Origin of the sequence: Pseudoalteromonas amylolytica, from assembly GCF_001854605.1 — a bacterium.
GTDB lineage: Bacteria > Pseudomonadota > Gammaproteobacteria > Enterobacterales > Alteromonadaceae > Pseudoalteromonas > Pseudoalteromonas amylolytica.
Window position 1 is genome coordinate 195,845 of sequence record NZ_MKJU01000022.1, and the last position, 25,733, is coordinate 221,577.

The 25,733-nt window shown below is 42.1% G+C and carries 22 protein-coding genes; 18 read left to right on the forward strand and 4 right to left on the reverse strand.

Annotation, left to right across the window (positions count from 1 at the left end; genetic code table 11):
- Positions 1–4 precede the first annotated feature (4 nt).
- The 11 genes from BET10_RS05375 (at position 5) to BET10_RS05425 (ending at position 15,255) form a co-directional block, all read left to right on the forward strand.
- Entirely contained in the window at positions 5–3,274 is a 3,270-nt protein-coding gene (locus tag BET10_RS05375; protein WP_070983904.1) for an ankyrin repeat domain-containing protein, read from the forward strand.
- 158 nt (positions 3,275–3,432) lie between these two features.
- Entirely contained in the window at positions 3,433–3,807 is a 375-nt protein-coding gene (locus tag BET10_RS05380; protein ID WP_070983905.1) for a hypothetical protein, read from the forward strand.
- 28 nt (positions 3,808–3,835) lie between these two features.
- Positions 3,836–4,276 (forward strand): RadC family protein, encoded by a 441-nt coding sequence (gene radC, locus BET10_RS05385; protein WP_070983906.1) that lies wholly within the window; start codon positions 3,836–3,838, stop codon positions 4,274–4,276.
- 537 nt (positions 4,277–4,813) lie between these two features.
- Positions 4,814–4,999 (forward strand): methylation-associated defense system helix-turn-helix domain-containing protein MAD1, encoded by a 186-nt coding sequence (gene mads1, locus BET10_RS05390; RefSeq protein WP_070983907.1) that lies wholly within the window; start codon positions 4,814–4,816, stop codon positions 4,997–4,999.
- Positions 5,000–5,033: 34 nt separating this feature from the next.
- Positions 5,034–8,063, forward strand: coding sequence for a type I restriction endonuclease subunit R (locus tag BET10_RS05395; RefSeq protein ID WP_070983908.1), 3,030 nt, complete (start codon positions 5,034–5,036; stop codon positions 8,061–8,063).
- Positions 8,056–9,309: a restriction endonuclease subunit S gene (locus BET10_RS05400; protein WP_070983909.1), complete on the forward strand. Its 1,254-nt coding sequence runs from the start codon at positions 8,056–8,058 to the stop codon at positions 9,307–9,309. The genes BET10_RS05395 and BET10_RS05400 overlap by 8 nt, the downstream gene beginning before the upstream one ends.
- Complete coding sequence (locus BET10_RS05405; protein ID WP_070983910.1) at positions 9,306–10,490, forward strand: AAA family ATPase; 1,185 nt, start codon at positions 9,306–9,308, stop codon at positions 10,488–10,490. The genes BET10_RS05400 and BET10_RS05405 overlap by 4 nt, the downstream gene beginning before the upstream one ends.
- Complete coding sequence (locus tag BET10_RS05410; protein WP_070983911.1) at positions 10,487–12,118, forward strand: type I restriction-modification system subunit M; 1,632 nt, start codon at positions 10,487–10,489, stop codon at positions 12,116–12,118. Before BET10_RS05405 ends, BET10_RS05410 begins: the two co-directional genes overlap by 4 nt.
- Positions 12,119–12,129: 11 nt before the next feature.
- Complete coding sequence (locus BET10_RS05415) at positions 12,130–13,155, forward strand: PDDEXK family nuclease (protein ID WP_070983912.1); 1,026 nt, start codon at positions 12,130–12,132, stop codon at positions 13,153–13,155.
- A 294-nt stretch (positions 13,156–13,449) separates the two neighbouring features.
- Complete coding sequence (locus tag BET10_RS05420) at positions 13,450–14,169, forward strand: hypothetical protein (RefSeq protein ID WP_070983913.1); 720 nt, start codon at positions 13,450–13,452, stop codon at positions 14,167–14,169.
- A gap of 186 nt (positions 14,170–14,355) precedes the next feature.
- On the forward strand, positions 14,356–15,255 hold the full coding sequence (locus BET10_RS05425) for an HNH endonuclease (protein ID WP_070983914.1): 900 nt from the start codon (positions 14,356–14,358) through the stop codon (positions 15,253–15,255).
- 68 nt (positions 15,256–15,323) lie between these two features.
- Here BET10_RS05425 and BET10_RS05430 read toward each other — a convergent pair whose 3' ends face one another.
- Positions 15,324–15,608: a hypothetical protein gene (locus BET10_RS05430; RefSeq protein ID WP_071038870.1), complete on the reverse strand. Its 285-nt coding sequence runs from the start codon at positions 15,606–15,608 to the stop codon at positions 15,324–15,326.
- 228 nt (positions 15,609–15,836) lie between these two features.
- On the opposite strand from BET10_RS05430, the gene BET10_RS05435 reads away from it, so the two are divergent.
- Positions 15,837–16,448: a tyrosine-type recombinase/integrase gene (locus tag BET10_RS05435; RefSeq protein ID WP_070984057.1), complete on the forward strand. Its 612-nt coding sequence runs from the start codon at positions 15,837–15,839 to the stop codon at positions 16,446–16,448.
- Positions 16,449–16,477: 29 nt separating this feature from the next.
- On the opposite strand, the gene BET10_RS05440 is transcribed toward BET10_RS05435, so the two are convergent.
- Positions 16,478–17,740: a relaxase/mobilization nuclease domain-containing protein gene (locus BET10_RS05440; RefSeq protein WP_070983916.1), complete on the reverse strand. Its 1,263-nt coding sequence runs from the start codon at positions 17,738–17,740 to the stop codon at positions 16,478–16,480.
- Positions 17,737–18,180 carry a hypothetical protein gene (locus BET10_RS05445; protein ID WP_070983917.1) on the reverse strand — a complete coding sequence of 148 codons (444 nt, stop codon included), beginning with the start codon at positions 18,178–18,180 and terminating at the stop codon, positions 17,737–17,739. The genes BET10_RS05440 and BET10_RS05445 overlap by 4 nt, the downstream gene beginning before the upstream one ends.
- 530 nt (positions 18,181–18,710) lie before the next feature.
- Here BET10_RS05445 and BET10_RS05455 point away from each other — a divergent pair.
- Positions 18,711–18,974, forward strand: a complete 264-nt coding sequence (locus tag BET10_RS05455; RefSeq protein WP_070983919.1) for a helix-turn-helix domain-containing protein — start codon at positions 18,711–18,713, stop codon at positions 18,972–18,974.
- 136 nt (positions 18,975–19,110) lie between these two features.
- A complete protein-coding gene (locus BET10_RS05460) occupies positions 19,111–19,701 on the forward strand; it encodes a hypothetical protein (protein WP_070983920.1) in 591 nt (196 codons plus the stop codon).
- Positions 19,702–19,891: 190 nt separating this feature from the next.
- Here the strand turns inward: BET10_RS05460 and BET10_RS05465 are convergent, their stop codons facing one another.
- Positions 19,892–21,112: an FG-GAP repeat protein gene (locus BET10_RS05465; protein ID WP_070983921.1), complete on the reverse strand. Its 1,221-nt coding sequence runs from the start codon at positions 21,110–21,112 to the stop codon at positions 19,892–19,894.
- A gap of 538 nt (positions 21,113–21,650) precedes the next feature.
- Between BET10_RS05465 and hpf the strand changes: the two genes are divergently transcribed.
- The 4 genes from hpf to BET10_RS05485 all read left to right on the forward strand — a co-directional run bounded on the left by hpf (position 21,651) and on the right by BET10_RS05485 (position 25,650).
- Positions 21,651–22,007 carry a ribosome hibernation-promoting factor, HPF/YfiA family gene (hpf, locus tag BET10_RS05470; RefSeq protein WP_070983922.1) on the forward strand — a complete coding sequence of 119 codons (357 nt, stop codon included), beginning with the start codon at positions 21,651–21,653 and terminating at the stop codon, positions 22,005–22,007.
- Positions 22,008–22,105: 98 nt separating this feature from the next.
- Positions 22,106–23,023: a glutaminase B gene (gene glsB / locus BET10_RS05475; protein ID WP_070983923.1), complete on the forward strand. Its 918-nt coding sequence runs from the start codon at positions 22,106–22,108 to the stop codon at positions 23,021–23,023.
- A gap of 450 nt (positions 23,024–23,473) precedes the next feature.
- Complete coding sequence (locus tag BET10_RS05480) at positions 23,474–24,712, forward strand: SAM-dependent methyltransferase (RefSeq protein WP_070983924.1); 1,239 nt, start codon at positions 23,474–23,476, stop codon at positions 24,710–24,712.
- A gap of 5 nt (positions 24,713–24,717) precedes the next feature.
- Complete coding sequence (locus BET10_RS05485; RefSeq protein WP_070983925.1) at positions 24,718–25,650, forward strand: formyltransferase family protein; 933 nt, start codon at positions 24,718–24,720, stop codon at positions 25,648–25,650.
- Positions 25,651–25,733: the final 83 nt, after the last annotated feature.

Consider the following 25,733-nt stretch of genomic DNA (forward strand, 5'->3'; position numbering starts at 1 on the left):
ATCTATGGGTGTAGGCAGCAATCAACCAGAATTTGAGATTTCAGGTGGACTTCTTGAACAACTATTTGATGCGGTAATAAACTGTAAAAATGTCGGTGACAAAAAGATATTTTATATAGGAAGTCAGACGTCTATCCAAAATGACGTGACTTACTATCAGCTTCGACAAGAAGACATTGTTTGCTTTATTCAAGAACAGCGCAAGCATATTGGTGCAACGCATGGCGCTATAAAAACTGCGATGTCCAGCATCGATCCCGATGCAAGTTGGAATACTTTCAGAAATACAGGGGAAGCCTCAGTCACACAAACTGGGGAAGTTCACCATAAAAAAAGTAAACCCCATAGAACTGCCGCGGCTTTTAAGGCCATCGCGTTATTAACGCCCACCACTCTTCAAAATGTCGTCATTGAGTTCTTTGAATTCTATGAAAAAAATCACCTAAAATCGCGACCAATTCATGACATTGAAGATAAGATTAGAAACACAATAACGTCCATATATGCTGGTCAGCCCCAACCAAAAGACGCCACACCAAAAGACGCCACACCAAAAGAGCATAAAGAAAATACACTAGCTCTCAAAACCCCGCTTTTAATTTCAGACGACGACTGGCTCAGCGCTAGTAATGAAACAGCTATCCCCTTTATAGGGCGCGAAGATGAGTTAAAGGCGCTGAATGATTTTGCCAAAGGCCACCCAAACAAAGGTCAGTTTCAAGTATGGGCAGTGGTAGGCCCCTCTGGTACGGGGAAAACACGATTGCTTAACCATTGGGCCAATCAAATAAAGCGAGATGGTTGGGCACACATAAAAGTAACACCAGAAACCAAGATAAATTGGCATGGGTGGACGCCACAAAGTCCGGCAGTTATCTCCATCGATTACCTATATGGCTATGATGAAGAAATTGCATCCATTATATCGAATGCTCAAAAAACGGCCTTCGATCACCCAGTTAGATTGCTGCTACTCGATCATGCAACCCCCAACAGTATGGAAGCATTATTACGTGATCCTCGTTGGGGCTTTGAGGATAGAGGAGGTGATAACTTTATCGTGAATGAAAAACCGCTTTTCTATGCACATGCTCCATTAAAGCTTGTGGTGCCTGATGAAGATGATGAAACGCAATTGGCGAAATACGATGAATTCCTGACACAAGTTATCTGTGCAGTAGTCTACAAGGAAAAAGAAAAACCAACTAATCCAAGTAATGAGCCTGAAATCCGCAATGGGCTAACTTATTTACAGACGACCACTGGTGCAAGGCACGCCTTGTTTGCGGCGCTGGTAGGGGATGCTATCAGACGAAAAAAAGAGCATAAAGAAAGCACAGAAGATTACTTTACGTTTAATCGGCGAGATTTAATTAAACACTATTTTCAAGGTAGCAATCGTCTTACATGGCGATTAAAAGGCAAAGATAAAAAAATGGGCAAATGGGCGGCCTGTTGTATTGCGGCTGCGACAGCTAAACGCGGCGCTAATTTCAGATCACTCATTCACGCCATGCCTAACTCAGCTTTAGACGCGATCGAAGAAACAGAAAAATTTCGAAGCCTCTGTCACAGTGTGGTGTCGGGAAATGATAGCGTCAAACTCAAGCCTTATGAACCTGATATCCTCGGGGAAACCTTCTTCTTACTCTTTCTAGAACACTGTCTGGATATAGAAGAATACCTGCCAGAATTAATCGTATCGGATAAAGGGGCAGCGAGAGAGCGAAGCGCTATTGAGTTTGTGGCCTTTTTAACACGATTAGCGCGCAACCTTTCTAATGATGATCAAAACGCTAGCGTAATCATTCAGTGTTGGGAACAAATAAGTGATCTGCTCCAATCTAAAGCCTTTGCTAACTGCGCGTTGTTTCGTTGGGCATCATCAATGGCTTGCTTTGAAATCTATTTAACCCTGAAAGGCAAAGGGCTAAGACGAAAAGAAAATACTCTTTACATCCGGAACAAAAAGTTAGAAGCAAAAGCAAGTGATTTTTTAAGTCAAGTTAATCCCGACGATCTTTATCAGCCGCCTCTCAATATATTACAAGCAGACCATGTATTGGCCGCGTTTGTATATCTCGGTCTTCATCAAGAAAGGGATCAAGAGCCACCCAAACATGTAATTGAACTCACCTCTATTTGGGATGATTTGGAGGATGATGAATATACTAGCCTGATGCTGGCCATTTTCGCTAACAACTCATTGATTGCTGAAATGCTAATAAATAATGGATCAAATATCATCAAGAAAGGAGGAGGCGGTTGGACTGCACTAATGTACGCTTGCAGTTATGGCCAGGAAAAGGTTGCGCTGATGCTAGTAGAAAGAGATGCAAATCTGATAGCACAAAATAATGAAGGTCGAACGGCACTTATGCTTGCTTGTCGTTATGGGCAAGAAGCGGTTGCGCTGTCACTAGTGGAAAAGGGAGTCGGTTTGGCGGCTCAAGATCACGAAAACTGGACAGCTTTAATGGTTGCCTGTCGTTTTGACCAAAAAAGAGTTGCACTGGCATTAGTGGAGGCTAACGCTAATCTGGAAGTAAAAAATAATGAAGGCTGGACGGCCTTAATGTTTGCTTGCGACTGTAACCAGAAAGAGTTGTCGCTTCAATTAGTAGATAAAGAGGCAAATTTAGCGGCACAAAACAATAAAGGTTGGACGGCGCTAATGATTGCTTGCGATTCCTCTCAAGAAGAAGTTGCGTTAGCGTTAATAGAAAAAGAAGCTAACTTAACTGCTCAAGATAATGAAAACAAAACAGCGTTGATGCTGTCCTTATCCTGTTTTTGTTATGTGAAAAAAGTGGCATTGGCATTAGTGGAAAAAGACGCTAATTTGGCGGCTCAAGACAATATGAACAACACGGCGTTGATGTATGCTTGCTGCCATAGACGAAAAGAAATAGCACTGGCACTAATTGAGAGAGATGCCAATCTGCCAGTACAAAATGATGGCGGTTGGACTGCACTTATGTTCGCTTGTCGGTATGGTCAAAAAGAGGCTGCATTGGCTTTAGTTGAAAAGGATGCGGCTTTGACAGTTAAAGATATTAATGGCTCAACAGCACTAATGGTTGCTTCTGCCAACGGCCAAGAAGAAGTTGTTAAAGCATTATTAGAAAAGAAGGTTGACACTGATAGCATTTTTGAAAAGGACACTGTAAAAGCAACTGCTCTTGGATTAGCAAGAAACGCTGGACACGATGAAATCACTGAAATGCTTGAAGCAGTCGGAGCACTAGAAATCCCTCCATTTAAACCAGAATAGTTTAATGCTACTACTCATAGACTGCATTCAATAGAATGTTAAAAAGCACTATTTACGAAAAATAGCACTAATCTTTCGTTCTTTCCCAAAATCTTCCCACACATCCTTTAGGTTGCAATTCCCCTAAAACAAAAACCTGTAATAGAAAGGAATGTGTAATGCACACTAAGTCTAAACGTGACGTTGTTTTTGTCGCCACTGATCAACAGTTGAATAAAAAAAGTTATTATCGCCGTCTCTGGGTGGCGACTAGAAATATCGATTTACCCCGTCGGTTATGGCTCGATGAAATAGCAGATACGCTAAGGGATTATCATGGTCTTATCTGTCACTACAATGGTAGGCGTTTCAACGTCCCAGTAATTGATGAAGTTTTTCAAGACAGTGATATGCGCTGGCTCAGCTACTTTCTTTCCCCAGACAGCTCTGGACTATCGCCTAAAATGCATGTTCGGAAGCTGGAACGTCTTCGCCTGATCGATTTGTATTTTCGCATCAAACATCCTCATATCGCCGATCATTTTGGACGATAATTAAACCTGTTAAAAGAAAGTTATATGAATGTCAGAACAAGATATCATCACTCAAGCTATTTCCATCCTAGAAAAACGACTACAAAAGCCAGCTCATGCGATTGAAAGCCCTGCTGATACCGCTCATTATCTCAGGTTACACTTATCAGAAAAGGAGTATGAATCCTTTTCAGTGATGTTTTTAGATTCTCAGCATCGGTTATTAAGCCTAAAAGAACTATTTAAGGGAACCATCAATAGTGCCCCTGTCTATCCCAGAGAAGTTGTTAAAGCGGTACTGAGCTTCAATGCTGCGGCTGTTATTTTAGCTCACAATCACCCTTCAGGATTAGCAACACCAAGTAACGCTGATCACCGTATCACTAACCGTATTAAAAGCGCGTTAGAGTTAATTGATGTTAAAACGTTAGATCACGTGGTAGTAGGCCATGACTCAGCGTATTCGTTTGCAGAGCATAATCTCATATAGAAGCTCTATTGTGGCAGGGCGCACTCTGCGCTCTACCTCTTCCCATGGTTAACTTTGTTATACCAAACCTAGGCCAATAAATATCACTAATAGTGACGTTTACGCTACGCGCAAGCTGTGCAATGTAATACCACTTACTCATTTTTTGCTGAACTAAAGTTCAAAAATGATGTGGTAGTACATTGCGCTTGCCAAAGGAGACGTTAACACTCTCCTGTTGGATACCTCTCGTTGTGACGCCGATGCAGCATCTAGCATTTCGATGTCATAAAACGTATCGCCGTTTCATCACTCACAAATAGGACTAATGCCTGTCCTCCTGACTAATCTTAGCAGGAGCTGAAGTCAGCCCCACCATGGTCAGGTGTACTCCCCTCACCGCTGCTATGGCCATAGGGCACTTCTTAGCCTTTTGGAAACTCCAAACGCCCTCTAAAATCGCGTAAATTGAGTATTAGCTGTTTAAACATGTGTTTATAGTTGCTGACTCCTCAATTTTCTCATACCCTACCCATAAATCTCATGGTGGGTAAAACGATGTCTGATGAAATTCTGACCTTGAAAGAAGTTGCTGACTATCTCAAGTTGGCCGAGAAAACAGCCTATAGATTAGCCTCAGAGGGTAAGCTTCCCGGCTTTAAGGTTGGTGGAAGCTGGCGCTTTAAGGCTGAGGATATAGATCGCTGGATAGAAGAAAAAAAGAATAAAGAGACGAATAAATGAGTTTTGGGTTTCGAATAAATGTTGGGGCAGATATATGACTAAAGAACAAGAGATCGAAAATGCTTTGATTGCTAAGCTTCAAGACCTTAAATATACCTATCGTGAAGATATACGTGACAAGGCCAGCCTTGAGCAGAATTTTCGCAAAAAATTCGAAGCCCTTAACCATGTTAAGCTTACTGATTCTGAGTTTGCTCGTTTACGAGATGAAATCGTCAATTCTGATGTATTTGTAGCCGCTAAAACACTGCGTGAACGCAATACTTTCCAGCGTGAAGACGGTACCCCACTTCAGTACACATTAGTCAATATAAAGGATTGGTGTAAAAACGAATTCGAAGTAATTAATCAATTAAGGATTAATACTGACAATAGCCATCACCGCTACGACGTTATTCTGTTGATAAACGGTATTCCCGTTGTTCAAATAGAACTGAAAACGCTAGGCCTCACGCCTCGCCGTGCCATGGAACAAATTGTTGAATATAAAAATGATGTGGGTAATGGCTATGCCAATACACTGCTTTGCTTTATGCAGCTCTTTATTGTAAGCAATCGCGACAACACTCTCTATTTTGCCAATAACCACAATCAGCACTTCAGTTTTAACGCTGATGAACGTTTTTTGCCAATTTATCAGCTTGCCAAAGAAGACAATTCAAAAATCACTCACCTTGACGATTTTGCCGATAACTTCTTAGCCAAGTGTACCTTAGGCCAAATGATCAGTCGCTATATGGTCTTGGTAGCCAGTGAGCAAAAGCTTATGATTATGCGTCCATATCAAATCTATGCGGTAAAGGCGATTGTCGATTGTATTCATCAAAATCGTGGTAATGGTTATATCTGGCACACAACAGGAAGCGGTAAAACTCTAACTTCCTTTAAAGCCTCCACGTTGTTAAAAGACAATCCCGATATTGATAAATGCTTATTTGTGGTAGACCGTAAAGACCTTGATCGTCAGACACGTGAGGAATTTAATAAATTTCAAGAAGGGTGTGTTGAAGAAAACACCAATACCGAAGCCTTGGTTCGCCGCATGTTATCGGACGATTACGCCGATAAAGTCATTGTTACGACAATTCAAAAGCTTGGACTTGCACTTGATGAAAACAGCAAGCGCAATCAACAACATAAACAAAACGGTAAACAAACCTACAAAGAGCGCCTTGAGCCACTGCGTGATCAAAGAATTGTATTTATTTTTGATGAGTGCCACCGTTCTCAGTTTGGCGATAACCATCAGGCCATTAAAACCTTTTTCCCTAAAGCTCAATTATTCGGCTTCACGGGTACGCCTATCTTTGAAGATAACGCGACCTATAAGAAAATTGATGGAACTATAGGTTCATACAAAACCACAGAAGATATTTTCCAAAAACAGTTGCATGCATACACCATCACAAACGCGATTGACGACCGCAATGTGCTGCGCTTCCATATCGACTACTTTGGTGAAAAACCAAAGCTAGAGGATCTTCGTAACTCCAAAGGGCAGAAGAAAACATCAAAACCCAAGCTGCCATCGCCTGAAGCCGTTGTTGGCGAAATACTTAAAAAGCACGATTCTGCGACCAACCATAGGCGATTTAACGCGATACTGGCTACAGCCTCTATCAACAACGCTATTGAGTACTATCAGCTATTCAAACAGGCGCAGGCGGCAAAAATGGAGGAAGATGATAGCTACAAGCAGTTGAATATCGTCTGCGTATTCTCACCGCCAGCAGAAGGCAATAAAGATGTGCAGCAGATACAAGAAGACTTGCCTCAAGAAAAAGAAGATAACCAACAAGCGCCTGATGAGAAAAAAGCTGCGTTGAAAACTATTATTGCTGATTACAACGCGCAGTACGGCACCAACCACACCATAAGTGAATTTGACCTGTATTATCAGGACGTGCAACAACGCATTAAAGATCAGAAGTATACAAACAAGGATTACCCACATAAAAACAAAATCGATATTGTGATAGTCGTCGATATGTTGCTTACTGGCTTTGATTCAAAATACCTCAATACATTGTATGTCGATAAGAACCTGAAGTATCACGGCTTGATACAAGCCTTTTCTCGTACTAACCGCGTTCTTAATGATACGAAACCATACGGGAATATATTGGATTTCCGTTATCAAGAAGATGCGGTTAATACCGCAATAGCGCGCTTTTCGGGGCAGGACAAAGACCGAGCTAAAGAAATCTGGTTGGTTGACCCCGCTCCACAGGTTATCGAACAGTTAGATTGCGCTGTTAGTGACCTAGAAAAGTTCATGGACTCTCAAGGGTTGACCTGTACCCCAGCGAACGTAAACAACCTCAAAGGTGATGCCGCCAGAAGCGAATTTATAAACCGCTTTAAAGAAGTTCAACGTTTAAAAACCCAGCTTGATCAATATACCGACCTAAATGAAGAGCAGGTAGAGAGTGTCAATACATTACTACCCGACGAACAATTGAGAGGATTCCGTGGGATGTACCTCGAAACGGCGAAACGCTTAAAGGCTCAACAAGCCAAAGGCAGTAATGACCCTGATGATCCTGTGCAACAGCTAGAATTCGAGTTAGTGCTGTTTGCTTCAGCTGTGATTGATTACGACTACATCATGAGCTTAATCGCGAAATCTACCGATGACGATAAACCAAGTAAGCATAAAATGAGCCGCCAACAATTAATCGACTTAATTAGCTCCAGCGCCAATTTGATGGATGAGCGTGATGATATTGTTGATTATATCAACAGCCTGCCAACAGATAAAAGCTTGAACGAAAAAGCTATTCGTGAAGGGTATCAAAATTTTAAGGCCGAAAAATCGGCCAAGGAACTCGCCTTAATAGCAGGTAAACACAATATCGAACATGAAGCCTTGCAAGGTTTCATTGATAATATTTTAGATCGCATGATATTCGATGGCGAACAGCTCAGCGAATTATTAGAACCACTAGATTTAGGGTGGAAAGCGCGTACACAGGCAGAGTTAGCGTTAATGGAAGAATTAGTGCCGCTACTAAATAAACTAGCCCAAGGGCGTGAGATTTCAGGATTGGCTGCGTATGAGTAAGTTGAAAAAAAAAGGTTTAGTTCCAGAACTCCGCTTTCCTGAGTATCGGTATGCCGATGAGTGGGGAAAAAAGCCGCTTAATAAAATCGCTAAAATTGTCATGGGGTCTTCACCCAAGTCATCAGCGTACAATAAAAATGGCGTTGGACTACCGTTACTACAAGGGAATGCTGATATTAAAAGCAGGCTATCAGTGCCTAGAATTTTTACGTCACAGATTACAAAAGAGTGTGAAATTGATGATATTTTATTAAGTGTGCGAGCCCCTGTCGGTACTGTAGCAAAATCCAAACATAATGCATGTATCGGCAGAGGAATGGCTGCAATACGGGCTATTCATGGTAATTACCAAGAGTTCATTTACCAGTGGCTGCTTCATTTCGAGCCATTCTGGAGCGATATATCGCAGGGTGGAACTTTCGATGCAGTTAACAGCGATGATATTAGAAAGTTGTTAGCTCCGATTCCAGAGAAAGAAGAGCAAAAGAAAATCGCCGATTGCTTGTCTTCTCTTGATGAACTAATCACCGCTCATACACAAAAGCACGAAGCGCTCCAATCTTATAAGAAAGGATTATTGCAAAAGCTCTTCCCCGCCGAAGATGAAACCGTTCCCGCACTGCGCTTTCCTAAATTTGGGGCTGAACCGGATTGGGTCGAGGAAAAATTTGGTGATATAACTAATTTTTCATCTGGAGGAACACCCTCCAAAGGTCGAGAAGACTATTGGGACGGTGATATACCATGGATTAGTGCCGCTTCTATGCATGATATTACGATTGAAGATTCTGAAAGATGTATTACCAAACTAGCAGTAGAGGAAGGGGCGCGTTTAGCCGTTAAGGGAACGCTCCTATTGCTAGTAAGGGGAAGTATGCTACACAAGCGAATACCACTTGGAATCGCTGGCCGTGATGTGGCTTTTAATCAGGATGTTAAAGCGCTCAACCTTAAAAAACCTATTTTTGAAGAGTTCTTACTTTATTTGTTAATAGCAAGCGAACTTAGGCTGCTTGGTGCTGTCACAAAAACTGGTATTGGTGCTGGAAAGCTTGATACAGCAGATCTTAAGGATTTTAGATTCAGAATTCCCCTAAATACTAAAGAGCAACAAAAAATCGCTGACTGCCTCTCGTCTGTTGACAATCTAATCAGAGCACAAGCGCAAAAAATTGAAGAGTTGAAAGATCATAAAAAAGGATTAATGCAAAAGCTATTTCCTAATATGGATGAGGTGAGTAGATGACGGCTATTCGCACCTATCAAAATCTACGAGGGCTTGTCACACGTCTGCGCGATGATTTAAATGATAAAGAACTTGTTCTTCTCTATGCGTACAATCGCACAGGAAAGACTAGACTTTCGATGAATTTTAAAGATCGAGGAAAGCAGAATAACGGCGGTAAACCAGATACGCTTTACTTTAATGCCTTCACTGAAGACTTATTTACATGGGAAAACGACTTAGAAAATGATGCTACACGTGGATTGCAGGTAAATCAGTATTCTAAGTTTTTTGATGGGTTTACCAACTTGGGGCTTGAACCAACGATTGATGAATACCTTAGTCGGTATGCTGACTTTGGGTTCGACTTTGAATATAAAGAAATTCAACAAGGGAATGAAACATTCACCAAGCCGCACTTTGTAAAATTTAGCAAAGATGGTGAGGAAAATATTAAAATATCCAGAGGCGAAGAGAGCATTTTTATCTGGTGTATGTTTATGGCCATCTGCGAGCGAGTGCTTGATGGTCAAGAGTCATATCAATGGGTAAAATACATCTACGTTGATGATCCTGTGTCATCGCTTGACGACAACAACGCAATTTCCGTTGCCTGTGATTTGGCTAAACTTCTCCGCAGAGCGACTAGTCGTAAGAATGATGATGGTACGCCCAATCCTATGAAAGTCGTGGTTTCTTCGCATCATTCACTCTTTTTCAATGTTATGTGTAATGAGATCGGCAGAGCAAAAGGTAATGAGCCAAAGGTAAGACACAAACGGTATTTTCTTCATCGTCCTAACAATGACAATCGTTACATTCTTCGTGCCACTGAAGATACGCCATATTTTCACCATGTCGCAACGCTTTCGGAACTGCAACGAGCCGCCGATCCTGATGGAGGAACGCTTTATACATTCCACTTCAATGCCTTGCGCAGTATTATGGAGAAAACCGCTGCCTTTTTCGGCCATGCCGATATTAGTTTTTGCCTAAAGGCTTTAGATGATGATGAGAATAGTGCGTTATTTAACCGCGCTCTCAATCTTCTAAGTCATGGGAAATATGCTATTCATGAGCCAACCCCAATGGGGGAAGATAATCAGGATTTATTCCGGCAAATCCTAAGAGCATTTGTTACCAATTTTCAATTTTATCTGCCGGAAATACTTGGCGAGAACACTAGAAGGGCAACACCATGACCGAACAACAATTAAAAGACCTAGGTAAAACACTTTGGGATATTGCTGATAATCTGCGCGGCGCAATGAACGCAGATGATTTTCGTGACTATATGCTGTCATTCCTGTTTTTACGCTACCTGTCAGACAATTATGAGGCTGCAGCAAAAAAAGAACTTGGATCGGATTACCCAACTCTAGACAGTGATGATAAACGCGCGTCGTTAAGTGTATGGTATGCACAAAATGAAGATGATGTTCCTGCATTTGAAAAGCAAATGCGCCGTAAAGTACACTACGTGATTGAACCCGCACATTTATGGAGCAGTATCGCAGAGCTTGCTAGAACGCAACACGATGAATTGTTGCTTACGCTGCAAAGAGGCTTTAAGTACATCGAAAACAAATCCTTCGAAAACAGCTTTCAGGGTTTGTTCTCAGAGATTAATCTGGATTCTGAAAAGTTGGGCAAAAATTACAGTCTGCGCAATGCCAAACTTTGCAGCATTATTACTAAAATTGCCGAAGGAATTTCAGGTTTTTCAACGGACAGTGACACTCTCGGCGACGCATATGAGTATTTGATCGGCCAATTCGCGGCAGGCTCGGGCAAAAAAGCTGGTGAATTTTATACACCACAACAAGTATCGACCATATTATCAGAAATCGTAACACTGGATAGTCAGGAACCTGCAACAGGTAAGAAAAAGAAACTCAATAACGTACTGGACTTTGCTTGTGGTTCTGGCTCGCTGCTATTGAATGTCAGAAAAAAACTAAAAGAAGACGGTGGCAGTGTAGGGCGTATTTACGGTCAAGAAAAGAACATCACTACTTACAACCTTGCTCGTATGAACATGCTGCTTCATGGGATTAAAGATTCTGAATTTGAAATTCATCATGGAGATTCGCTTCTTAATGACTGGGATCTACTAAATGAAATGAACCCAGCTAAAAAGCTAAAATGCGATGCAGTTGTTGCCAACCCACCATTCAGTTATCGATGGGAGCCAACTGAGGCTTTAGGCGAAGATTTTCGCTTCAAGGGCCATGGACTTGCACCTAAGTCCGCAGCTGATTTTGCTTTCTTATTGCACGGCTTTCACTTTCTAGGTGACGAAGGCACTATGGCGATCATCTTGCCGCATGGAGTGTTGTTCCGTGGTGGAGCAGAAGCTCGAATCCGTACTAAGTTGTTAAAGGACAACCACATTGATACGGTCATTGGCCTGCCTGCCAATTTGTTTTTCTCAACAGGTATCCCTGTGTGTATTCTTGTGCTGAAGAAATGTAAAAAGCCTGATGATGTACTTTTTATCAATGCAAGTGATGAAGACCATTTTGAAAAAGGAAAGCGCCAAAATAGCCTTTTGCCAAACCATATTCAAAAAATTGTTGATACCTATCAATTCCGTAAAGAAGAAGAGCGTTACGCTCGCCGAGTATCAATGGAAGAAATCGAGAAAAACGATTTCAACCTCAATATTTCAAGATATGTGAGTACGGCCAAACCGGAGGAAAAAGTCGATCTTCAAGCTGTTCATCAAGAGCTGGTTAATATAGAAAAAGATATTGTTGCTGCGACTGCTAAACATAACACGTTTCTAAATGAACTCGGTCTACCTCTATTACCTCTAGCAAAGGACTAAAAGGATTTGAAATGCCCTTGTACCAAATTACGAATGACGCTCTTTTAGAATTGCCTTCTACTTCGTTTCAGCAGGAAAGTTTGTGGGAGCGTCGTGATCTCCAACGGTTATTGAAGGTAAATATACAAGCTATCGATGAGAACGTTATGGTGATCGCTGAAGAATTTGGCGATTGGAGCGAAAGTGGTAGAAGAATTGATCTTTTAGCCATTGATAGAGATGCTAATTTGGTTGTCATTGAGCTTAAACGCACTGATTGCGGTGGGCATATGGAGTTACAGGCAATTCGTTACGCAGCGATGGTTGCGAATATGACATGGGATCATGCAAAGTCAGCTTTTCAAAAATATCTGATTAACAATCAAATTGATGCAGATGCAGAAGCCAAACTATGCGAGTTTTTGGGGTGGTCAGACCCGAATGAAGATGACTTCGCCCAAAACGTAAGAATAGTATTGGCCTCAGCAAATTTTTCAAAAGAAATTACAACATCGGTACTGTGGCTAAATGATCGAGATTTAGACATTAGTTGCGTTAGACTTTCATTACATAAAATTGACGATAAGCTGGTCCTAAGTGCAGACCAAATCATTCCACTGCCTGAAGCGGAAAGCTATCAAATTGAAGTGAAACAAAAGCGCCGACAGGAGCGGGTATCTCGCACTGAGAACAAAGACCGCTCTCTATTCTCCATTACTTACATGGAAAAGGTATACGCTGAAGGTTTCAAAAAATCGGACATCGCTTATCACACTGTATCATTGTTAGACGAAAAAGGTTTGATCGACGATGATGTTTTTGACTTTCTTCGGTCTGACACCTCTTGTAGCTTTAGGCTTCTTAAACACCTTGAGGAAATGACCGAAACAGAGAAAAGGTATTCTAAATATCGTTTCAATAGAGAGCCAGAAATTCGCTATGGCGACTCTGGTTATTACATAGCGCGCAACTGGGGGGTGAATAACGTCCAGAAGTTCATCGACAAGATTGAAGCTCGCTTTCCTAAGATCTGTTACAGCTCTAATTCAAACATCTAATAATAGGCATATAAGGCACATCTGTGCCTATTTAGTTACTGACACAGCACAAAGATAAGCTCTTTTTAGCCATTGTTAATCAGTTCTTACAACCTCTACACTTTGAACAATTTAACGGTTTATTAAACCTATCGCACTAGAATACAACTATCGATTTAATTCGTTCGGGTGAGACAAAGAGGCGAACAATGACGCATTATATAAATAGTTCTGAGTACATAGGGTCTGGTTCATCACGAATCTATGTGAGCAAAGCTTTAGATTTGCGCGGCGTTCCAGCATTCGGAGCCTTTTATGAATAAGGAATTCGAACAAGCCGAAGCAACTCGTTCAGCTAAGCAGCGCCAAGAAGACATAGATCAAATCAATCAAGAACGAGCTGGCATCGAAACGTCACGCATCCCCAAAACGGGCTTGCTAAAAGCCAAGCATGAAGAACGCCAGCGAGAAAAAGAACACAAAAACCGCATCAATTCACAATTACTGTCTCAGGCATATCAAGACGCACACGATCGTACTCTACGCTTATTAAATGACACGGAAGATCTGCTTTATCAGGCTTTAATCCAATCAAAAGACGACTTATTCCGCATTCAAACAGAGCATGAGAAATTGCTGGATAAGGCCATAACGCTCCCTAATGGCGAAAAAGCTTTTATCAGCGAGCAAGGGGAAGTCTATAATGAAAATGGTGAACGTCTGGAAATCGAGGACGTACAAGCCATTTATGCCAGTCACCCGAATGCACCAAGCTGGGAAGCCTTCTTAGCTAGTCAAGAAGCGTTAATCGCCGCCAATGACAAACACGATCAATTGCTCATTCATGAAGAGCGCTTAGTTGAATTACGCGAAGAGTTAGAGGATGAGAACAACCCGCCATCTATGGATCGACTGGAAAGTATCACTCAAGAACTTCGTGATGTATCAGCGCAGATTTCCCCCAAACCAGATCATGACGTTGCTTTAGAAGTCTCCCACACCCAGCCAGTAAAAGTACCAGACCTATCACTGTAAATACTTGCAGTAGCACATATATTGGTATTACGGTTACCATGTTAGGTTATGGTGATTTAATACCGATTCATTGGTTTCCTCTGTTTTTGACAGTCTATGAAGTTCTGTGTAGTTTGTTGCGAGGCATATCTGAGTAAAAAAACAAACTTTTGCCTGTTAGTTAGGCGTTGGTAACAAGGAAATATTGTGCAGTGTCTATTTTGTAAAGAAGCTAGCCATCATACCAAAGGGGTAGAGCATCTTATTCCTGAGTCATTTGGGAGCAAAAAGTTAGTTCTTCCCAAAGGACTAGTTTGCGATAAATGTAATAACTATTTTGCGAGAAAGGTTGAAAGACCAGTAATGTCTCACCCCTCGATGAGGAATGTCAGGGGTTGGTATCAAGTTCCTAATAAAAAAGGAAAGAGGCCGAGCGTATTAGGTCATATTGCCGGAACAGAAATTCAGATAAACATGAAGCTAGATAAAAATAAAAAGCTTCAAATAAAGGCTGAAAAGGGGTCCGAGCAAGAAATTGTCGACAAGTACTTAAAGGATATGGAAACTACTGGTGAATTTCCTCCATTTCTTTTCCCAATAGATATAGATCCTCCCCAAAAAGAAATGTCAAGGTTTTTAGCCATGTTGGCTTTAGAGGCCTTAGCGCTTAGGTTTTCTTATGGGAATGCGGAGGACAAGATAATTGATGAGCCAAGCTATGACTTGATTAGAGGTTACGCTCGATATGGGAAAGGGGTTGAAGAGTGGCCCTATCATCGTCAAGTACTTTATCCAATGGATACTCTCATGAAACATCCTGACTCAGGTGAATGGGTACAAGTTGGATTTGGTCATGACATTATTCTTACGCCTCACCCTGAGACATATGTATCTTTTAATTTATACGGAGTCCAATTTACTATAAATGTTGGAGGTCCATCCATTCACGGTTATGAAATGTGGCTTAAGGATAATGACCCTTTAGAAAGAACAGGTAGCAAACTCGTAAAAAGAACCGTAGATGGACAAGAAAAATACTACCTAGAAGGAGAGTTCTGCATGAAAAAAGGTGCAGAGTATGATCGAAAGAATTGGCTGGGAAAATAGTGTTGTTACATAACAAGTCAATCAACTACGCGCAGCGAAGCTGCGCCGGTTGTTAAGGCTTATTCAAATTACTTGTGATAAGTGCCGCATTCCCTTTCTGTAAGGGCGATAAATATTGCACTCGGATATGAAGACGGATATTTTTCCATACTCGCTAAAATTAGACTGTTGCGCTCAGCTCGCTTGTCTCCAAAGTACCAATCAATGACACATTTCCCAGTCTCTTTACTTTTGGCAGCAGCGACATGCCCAAGCGAATACATCGCGCCTTGAATCCAAAATTTTTTATAAGAATTATCAAGCTCTAAAAACTCAGCGTTAGTCATTCCAGTAGCAACAGCTTGAAAGCTCACCCCAACGGACAGGGCTCCATATAACAAAAACTTCTTTAATTTATATTTGAAAGTTGATAAAGGTATAATAACTGCGTACTCAGCAAGGATTTAATGGTGCGTCCCACCACACTTACAGCCTGTTGAATCCTTGCTAATCTATTTATACGTAAAGGGAAAATGGATTATGCCAACTTTCAAATAAAAGTTAACAAGCTCAAAAATTTGAGATGTTTTAAAAGACTGCGAATGCCCAAAAGTAACAACAGAAACCACCCTAAGCGGGGCTCTTCGATCAAAGTGCAGCCAATCCGAACACGCCAGGCAATCAACACCATCAAAGCACGCTTAAAACATCAACCCAGAAACCTTTGCTTATTTACCCTGGGCATCAACACTGCCTACAGAGCCAATGAGTTACTATCACTCAGCATAGGCCAAGTCGTACATTTGCAAGTGGGGGATTATTTAGAGCTTAAACAATCCAAGAACAAACAGTACCGTCCTATCACGTTAAACACCTCAGCCATCACCGCAATACAAAGCTGGCTAGAACACCATCCAGACCGCTTAGACCCCTCCGCCCCTTTGTTTGTGTCATTCCGAAGACTGAGGAAACCACTCACTGTACCTGCGTTAAATCGGCTGGTTAAAAGCTGGTGCGAGCATGCAAAACTCAATGGAAACTTTGGCTCACACACGCTCAGAAAAACATGGGGTTACCATCAACGCATTGAAAACCATGTGTCAGTAGCACTGCTAATGCGTGCATTTCGCCACGCCACCGAAGCCCAAACCTTAGACTACCTTGGCATCATCCCCGATGAGATCCATATGCTGTATTTGGGCTTAGAGCTGTAAAAATAAGCGACAATCATAGCTATCTTGAGCTAGCGCTCGGGTGCTTGCCTGCTAATTTCATGCTGGTATTTATCACGTTGCCCACTTTGAATATCTCTATATTGATCAATATCCTTTTCTAAGTAGTCTATTCGTTTTTGTTTGAGACTTTGCAGACGGTCAATTTTGTTATGAAGCTGTTTGACAGTTTCTAGCTGTTCAAAGACCTGTTTATCGCGTTCCTTCTGGTCGCGAATAGTGGCTAAAGCAGCTTCTCGTTCATTTTGTTGTTTTATTCTACGGTGCCTACCATTTAGCAAATCCCATATACCAGCTATGCCTTTGCGATAGCGTTCCTGTCTAATCGCTATCTCTTTGACTTGGCGTTGTTCATGCGTGATAGCGAGCTCTTTTCGCTCGGTTTGATGCCTCAAAATAAGTGTTTGGTGTTTTTTATTTAGGCTAACCAATTTACTGTCTGTACTTTGTATTCGATGGTTTTTCAAATGCGTTAAGCGCTGCTCCATTTGTTTAGCGATCTGCACTTTAACTTTATTAACCTGAACAAGTTCTTTAGTGCCACCGAGTTTGGTTTTTATTTCCTTGGTTTTTAAGCCCAACCAACGAGGCAGTGAGTAAACTTCACAATTCTGGTCCACCACGACATATGCGCGACGATTACCTTTAGCCAATGTGAAGCCTTGGGATTGAAGGCTTGATTGTAATGCGCTTGCTGTTTTGCTGGTGGACCAACAGCTTTTCAAGCGATCTTTGATGTCTTTAGGGTTTTGAGCTGTGCGTTTAGCCTGTTGCCATTGTCCTAGTGTAAAGTTGTTGGGGTCACGATTTTTTTTGCAAAGAAATCCATCTGGCATATCCCAACCATTCTCAAAATATAGCTCGCGTGATATTTCCATTAACTTACGTTTGGTAAAGGGCAGTGGTATAGCTTTCATTGACTCCCCATCAATTCTAGACCACACCACATGGCAATGGCGGCGAAGATTCTTTTCATGAAAAACGATAGCGCGCTGTTGGCCTGTTAGCTTTAGCTTGTCTTCAATGCGCTCTATCGTTTCTTCAAATATGTCTGTAGGTACGCATTCGTTTGCAGGTGGATTTAGACTAAGCGAGAATAAATACTGCTTAGCCTTAGTGCCTCGACTGATTGCTTGAATTTCTTTGAGCGCAGATACAAGGTCTTCTGATGCAAAACCTCTGAGCTCATGAATGGTTACATGGTCGTTTTCATCTTTAAGCAAGTGTAAGGCTAGGTCTCTAGCCCCACCTCGTGAATTACCGTGTAGTATCATTTATGCTTTTCCTCATGCAGCCCTAAAGCTTCAATCAGCATTGATCGCATAGCTATTACAGCAGCGCAGGCGGTTTGCAGTTCTTGCTCTAAATCACCTGTTAAAGGTAACGTGCCAGCATTCACCGCTTTAGCCAGCTGGTTTAGATTTGACGGAATATGAGAGCGGCCCAGAGCCTGTAACAAAGAAGCTAGTGCCTTTTCATCAGATTTAGGCTTTCTCAGTTTCCTCCTTTTTTGAGCTCGATCCTCAAGTATCTGAGCGCGAATATAGCTTCCGAGAGATTGAGAACCCGCTTTTTGCTCCAAGTAGCATCGTTCTTCTGGCGTTAGCCTTAGACAGAAAGGAGAAGGCCTCGAAGGCTTACTCTTTTTCGGGTTGTCATTTGCGCAATCCGTAAAGTCTTTTCTTAACGTTGGCGTATTGAGGAATGGGTTCATAGTGTATTCCTCAATATTGCTTCATTGGTTAGAACGTCTTTTTCCAAGTACTCGTTCCATTGAACAAGTGTTTGGAAGATTTTATCTATCTCTTCTAGGTCTAATTGGTTAATCAGAGGAGTGTCAGTGGAAGAGTTATTGAACGCGGCGTTTAGAAAATCATCCTGAGCAGAGTTCGAGCTATTTCCGTTTAGGGGCACCATCCCCTCTCGCTTAGCGCACGTTTTAAAAATACCGTTTCTTACAAAAATCCCCATTTCCTACAAAATCTATAGCTTCGTTGTGTATGTGAGGAAGTTATGTTTGAAGGGACACTTGATATCAAAAGTGCAGCTGCACAGTTGCTAGTTCAGAGAATATGTGGGCTTAGCGCCCACGAAAGAATTGCTTATTGAAAGAGCATAGATTGTCAAATGCGACGTTAGTAAACAATTGACATATCAATTGGCTTATTCTTATACTTCCCTTGTTGTTAATAGAGTGTGTTTACAATGTAAATCCTTCGGTCGCAAAATAAAGGAAAAAGGAATGTGATAAATGGTGATGATTTAAGTGCAATGCGACTCAATGCAGGGATTTCTCAAAAAGAGATGGCTAAAAAGCTTGGTGTTGATCGTAAAACGATCAGTAACTATGAGCTTGGAGTGATCCAAATTCGTGTAGGAGAGTTGTTTTCATGGTTTTATTACTGCAAGATTGATACAAGCACTGTCCTTTCACAAGTTAGGGTTGTACGTGAAAAAATGGATAGTAATAAAACAACACAATCAGGCACTGAAAGAGGTAAGGAATGAAAGACCTAACGTTCGACAATTGCAAAAAAGTATGTGGAAATGGACCGTATAGACCAGCTGAGCCTAAATCTCAAACTTCGAGCAGAATGGTTCCATATGACAATAAGGTTGGGGATGAAAGAGGAAGTCCTGCTCCATGAAAGCCTCTTATTTTGTTCTAATACTTATTATTGCTTTTTCAGCCTACCTCATTCAGTTGTGGGAACCAAAGTTTACAGCACCACTCTACATTGGAGTGTTGTCATTTTGCTTTATATTTGGTTTGCTTATAAGAAATGTAAATCTGGCGCATATAGCCCTTTTCCTATTTATAATAAATGGTATTGAGTATGTGATCTTCCAGTTTGGAGTGATTAACTTAGTTGCTGAAGATAGAGATTACCTAACACAGGGCACTCTAATATTTGGCACGCAGTTTATTATCAGCTTACTGTCTGTGTTTATATTTCTTTTTCGTGTACAGATATCAAGAAAAATCTCAAATTCTCAACAGGTTGTGTTAACTCACTTTGATACGTTTTTCCATTGGTTTTTTATTCTGTCAGCTTTCAATTGTCTTGCGGCGCTGTTAGAAAATACCTTTAGGAACATCTATCAATTTAATTTTCAACTTTTCTATGACATCTATCCTCTAGTTTCATACATTATATGGGCTCTTACATTAGGCGCCCTAGTGACAATGATGATACTTTCTATCAAAGAAAATGACGCTCAGGTAACCTATTAAAGTTTTTAGCGTACAATAAAGAAGCTTTTTGAAAGCTTCTTTATGACTTTATTTATCAGGCTGTTGCGTCATCTCATCAAATGCTACAAATCACCCCCCTCTAATTTCATTCCACCTACAGCGAACCAAAAATCATAAAGTGGCTTGAAAGCGCTGAAGAAAAGGGTTTGCAAACATCCCTCCACTATGTTTAATCCTCTAAATCAAGCATATACGCTGCGCCTGAGGCATTACCTTTGTCGTCGCGGTGGGGAGTGGCGATGATGGCTTTGTTGTTTGACAGCGCAAGGTTCCAGCCGAATCTGTCTTGTGGTTTGGCGTCACTGGCGAGTATTTTAGATGAATAACGCCATTGGCCGTGTTGTTTTTTGAAGATATACAGTGCGCCGGCGTTGTCGCCTTTGGCATCGTGATGCATGGCACTGATGAGGGCGGTGTTTTGATTAAGTGCTACGCCACGGGCAAATCTGTCGTCTGCTTTACCATCGGGGGCGATTAACTTTTGGGTTTGAGTCCAGTGCCCTTTTATGCGCTCAAAAATATAGGCAGAACCTGCATCGGTGCCTATGCCCTCAACATCGTCGCGTCTTGCGGAGATAAGTGCGGTGTCGCCAAACAATGCGACTCTCACACCAAAAATATCGGTGTTTGCACCATCGCTGGCCATTAATTTTGCTTGATGCAGCCATTGTTTACCGTTGAATACGTAGGCATAAACAGCGCCGGCTTTTTCGGCGCGTTCATCATTTAAATCAGCGCCCACTAAAATGGTATCACCGTCGATTGCCACGCTGATGCCAAATAAGTCGCCAGCAGCACCGTCTTTTGCTGTAAGTTTGCTATGAAAGCGCCATGTATTTTTGTCGCGCATGAAGACGTAGGCAGAGCCCGAGTCCTTGTGTGGTGCATCACTGTGGGGCGCGCCGATAACCACAAAGCGCTCACTCAGTGCTATGCTTTGGCCAAAAGCGTCGCCCGCCTTGGCATCTGTGGCGGTGAGTATTTGTTTTTGTGACCACAAGTTGCCCTTTTGCTCAAACGCAAATACCGCACCGGCATCTTCACCCTTATGGTCTCTTCTACTAGCCCCGAGCATGGCGGTATGGTTTTTAAGTGCCACATTGCCACCAAAAGTATCCCCCGCGTAAGCGGGGTTTGCGATGAGTTTTGCGTGCTGCTGCCAACCTGTTGTACTAAGGGTGTAGACATAGGCCGCGCCTGAATCTGTGAGATTATTCGTGTTTGCTTTGAGGGCGCCAACTAACGCAGTTGTGCCATCTAACGCAACGCTATAGCCGAACTGGTCTTCGGCTTTGCCATCATCAGCGAGCAACTTGTGTTGAGCCCCTAAGCTTTGGCAAGTTGCTAGCAAGGTGAAACAGGATAATAATTTAACAACAGCAGATTTCATGCTGACATCCTTGTGCTTGATAAGGGGAAAATTGTCACTTTATGCAACTTATATCGGCTGTACAAGCAATACTTTGTAAAGAAAAGCTAAGATGATCAATGTGATGGCGGCTACCTCTCGTATCCTGCTAATTCAGCATAGCCTTTAGAGGAGCTTTGGTAATGGTATTATTTTGCATGGATGGGGAGTCTGACAGTGCAACTTATCATTGGCTAGGTGATTTTGTGCCACCAGTCACACCATAAAAAGAGCGAGACATGGTTTAAGTGCGTTGAACCTGCGTTGCTATTTATATGCCAAAAGTGGTCTTCACAATTTGCATGTGACCCTTGACTAAAGTAGTGAATGGCTGGGTAAAAACAAATAAGAATTCTGATTCATAAACTTACCCATGTTTTTAGGCCTGCTCACAGTGAGTCACTTTTTTGATCCTGCGCAGTGGTTTCACATTTATGAAAATAATCTGACTTTTTATCCTTGAGGTTTTCGCAAATGGCCTCAATACTGTAATTGAGGTAAACAAGAAAAGGATAAATATATGAAGATAAATCTATCGGGCCACCATGTGGATGTAACAGATGCAGTAAGAGCTCACGTTCAAGAAAAGTTTGCCAAAACAGCGGTTCATTTTCCGTCGCTATTGTCACTAGACATCATTATAAGTAATGAAAACAAGAAGTTTTATACTGAAATATCGACTACGTATTCAGGCGTACGCATTGCCGTTAAGGGGGAAGGGGACGTAATGTATCCTGCGATCGCGAACGCCGCTAAAAAACTAGATGCCTCACTAAAACATAGAAAAGGGCAACTAAAAGCAAATCTACACAATAAGCCGGTGAGTACTACACCGGAAATCGCACATGAAATTATTCAAGAGATGGATTTACGTTAGGTAATAGTGCCTAGCGTGATATCAGCAAAGGGGGCCTTAACAGGCCCTTTTTTTATGCTAGACTGAGCCACAGTCTCACCCATAATAAAGTAGTTTAAATGACCGATTATCAAGCTGTTTTAGATACCGTGTTCTCGCATGTTCAACCCTTGTTACACTCAGGTAAAGTGGCCGATTATATTCCCGCATTAGCAGAGCAATCTCTCGGTCAATTTGCCATGGCATTACACACAAGTGATGGGCAAACTTTTACAGTGGGTGATAATCATGCGCGTTTTACGGTGCAATCGGTATCCAAAGTGATGACTCTCACCATGGCGTTGCAGCGCTATGAGGATGAGCTTTGGCAACGAGTGGGAAAAGAGCCCTCAGGCACTGCTTTCAACTCGCTAACACAGCTTGAGTTTGAAAACGGTATTCCTCGTAACCCTTTTATCAATGCTGGTGCAATTGTCACTTGTGATGCGCTTTTTTCTCGTTTAGGTGCGCCCATTTATACCATGTTGGAGCAATATCGTCGCCAGTCAGGTAATGATAAAGTGGTGATCAACAAAAAGGTGGCACAGTCGGAGTTTGAACACCGCTTCAGAAATGCGGCGATGGCTTATTTAATGAAGTCGTTTGGTAACTTTACCAATGAAGTTGAAGAAGTGCTTTGGTGTTATTTCAACTACTGCGCGATTGAAGTGAACTGCCGCGAACTTGCTCGTACTTTTTCTTACCTTTCCAACCAAGGGTATTGTGCTCAAAGCCAGCAGCAGCTACTTAGTGCAAAGCAGACTAAACAGCTAAACTCACTGCTATTTACCAGCGGCCTTTATGATGCCGCAGGAGACTTTGCTTATCGAGTGGGAATGCCGGGTAAATCGGGAGTGTCGGGTACGATTATTGCGGTTGTGCCTGAGAAGTTTACCGTTGCAGTTTGGTCCCCTGGGCTTGATAAGTTTGGTAATTCTGTTGCGGGAATTGCAGCTTTAGAGCGCCTGTCTGAACAGTTAAATACTGCCATTTTTTAGCGGTATTTAACGCAATCAGTTGAAGTAAGACTATTTCAAACCACTTCAGAATACACTTTTTCAATAAAAATCAAAGTAATGTGAAACCTTGCTAGCCACTCACTAGTTTAGTATTTCAGTAACAGCTAGTACAAACCTTTCCTCTTGTTTGCGTGTAATGCGCTGTAATTCCCTAAAATTAATGTTGTTGGCACAATGCTATTGGTGCGATTTTTTGAATGTCGTGATCTTTTGGTGGGTAACTACACGGGGTTGCCTAATCTTGGTTGAGCATTGAGTACGAAAACTACAGTTATTTTGAGATCAGTCAAAAAAGTAAGCAATTGCAGCTACTAAATATTTAGTGTTTTTTTTGTGGTTGACTAGACTGAAGGTGTAGTAATGAATACTGACTGAATCATTAGCAATGACTCGCTTTAGTCAAGGACCCTTTAAGCTAGGCAGCGATAAATGGAAAAAAAACAAGAAATTAATGAATCAAAATTGGGTTATGCAGATCCACAAGTAGACGATCTGCTAAAACACTCTATAAGAACTCAGCTCGAGTCTTTATTAAAATCAAAATTAACCACGAGCCAGCGCCTACAGTTATTGCAAAAGAGTTTTGTAGAGGCGATCACGCTGGTACTTAATGACACAAAAGTAGAGCACCAACAGTTAACTAAAGCATTTGAAGCCATGTACGATCAGGCTGTTCAGTCTATGGCTTTGGCAGAACTTAGCCAAGAGGTGCTGACCCGCCAGTATATTTCTGCCACCGGTTTGATAATGTCGGTGCAAAACTGCAAGCACACCATTAAAGATGTATACCGAATTCAAGGTTACGCACGGGGGATTGACCAAGCGATTGCTGGCAAGTTACAAAATAGCCCCTCTATAACGATTTTATATCCCGCCTGTGGCCCGTTTGCCCCGTTACTACTGCCTCTATTAAGTTATTACAAAGACAGTAAAAGCTACACGCCCGATCAGATACAGGTCATTTTGGTCGATGTGCAACCTGGTGCGGTGTTGAGCTTACAGCAGCTCGTAAAAGATTTACAGTTAGAAGACTATATTTCGCAAATAGCAGAAGCGGATGCAACCGAGTTTGTTCCAGATACAGGAATCGATCTACTGGTGCTTGAGGCAATGCAGCACGGTTTTACCAAAGAAGGGCAGTTGAGTATTGCCAAGCACTTGGTGAAGTTTCTCAACATTGACGGCTGGATGATCCCACAAAATGTGTCCATCAGGGGCATGATGGTGATAGGAGAAACTGAGTTTAACCAGCAATGGAAGCAAGTTGATTATAGCCATTCTATGAATATGTCTAGTGAGGCCCAACAAGACAGAATTGAGCTGGGTGAGCTACTCAAGATTAATAAATCGACCTTGTTGGAGATGCAAGAACTTGAGCTGCAAGATGGCATCAAAGTGATACCAGCAAATCAAATTGTATTGCCCACAGATGTTGCAGATATGAGCAAACGCATTTTTGCGGTATATGCTCACATCGAAACGTTTGCTCAAGAAGGGGTTGGTCAATATGACTCTGGGATAACGCACCCTCGACCTGACACAAGCGTGTATATCGACCTTAAACCAAAAGATATTGAGCATACGCATTTTGTGGCCAACAGTGGCGACACCGTGCAGTTTTATTATCAGCTCAGTGGGTTACCTGGCTTTGTGCCAGTAAAAGTGTAGGGGGCATGATGCAACGATTCGCACTATTTACTGGCAGTTGTCAGAGTATTCCAGCGATACAATATCTACACCATTACAGCAAACTTGCTTGCGTTGTGCTGGTGGATGCCGAGCCCACACCTGATTTAGCACAATTACAGTATTGGTTGCAGCAAAGCGGCATACCTACAATTTCTTATAATAAGCGTGATGACGGGGCCTTAATCGCAAAACTGGATGAGCTGGCAGTAAACCGAGGCCTGGTATATATGTTCAGGCATAAATTTCGCAGCAAGCTGATTCAGTACTTTAATGGTTATTTGATGAATATTCACCCCAGTCCGCTGCCTGAGTATCGCGGTCCATACCCACTTTATTGGCAGCTTCGTAACGGTGAAGAAGCGACCAAAATAACGCTCCATCAAGTGAGTGAATCGATTGACTGCGGCGATATAGCTACCCAGATTGATGTCCCAATTCACCCGTTCGATACCATGAACTGCTTACAACAAAAAGTATCGCAAGCGCTGCCACAATTGGTTGATACCTTGTGTCGGCTGGATGAGCAACAGATCCTTAACTGGCGCAAGCAGGCCGATCAAGCAGAAAAAACAGCCCCAGCCGTTGAGCCGCAACAGTTCATTGTCAATTGGTATAAACAATCAGCAAAGCAAGTGGTTGATATGGCACGTGCAGGTAATGTTGATTCTGGGTGTGCCATTTTTGCAGTCGGTCAAGACCAGTTTCAACTGCTACAAGCCAGCAAAGTGGACTGCCAGCTAAACGGTATACAGTCAGGAACGGTGCTTGAACTAGACAGACATCGGGGTCTAATCATTAAAACCATTGATGGTGCGGTGCGCCTTGATGTTATTGGTACGCAGCAGGGATTGTTTGACGGATATCGTTTTGCAACCTTGTTTGGGTTGGAAGCGGGTATGACGTTGTCGGGTAGGTGATAGGGTAAGTCGCCTAAATCGACAAGGTTTGCCAGCTTACTTTGGGAGAGCAATGTTAAGGAAAAACGGTAAATAGATGTGTG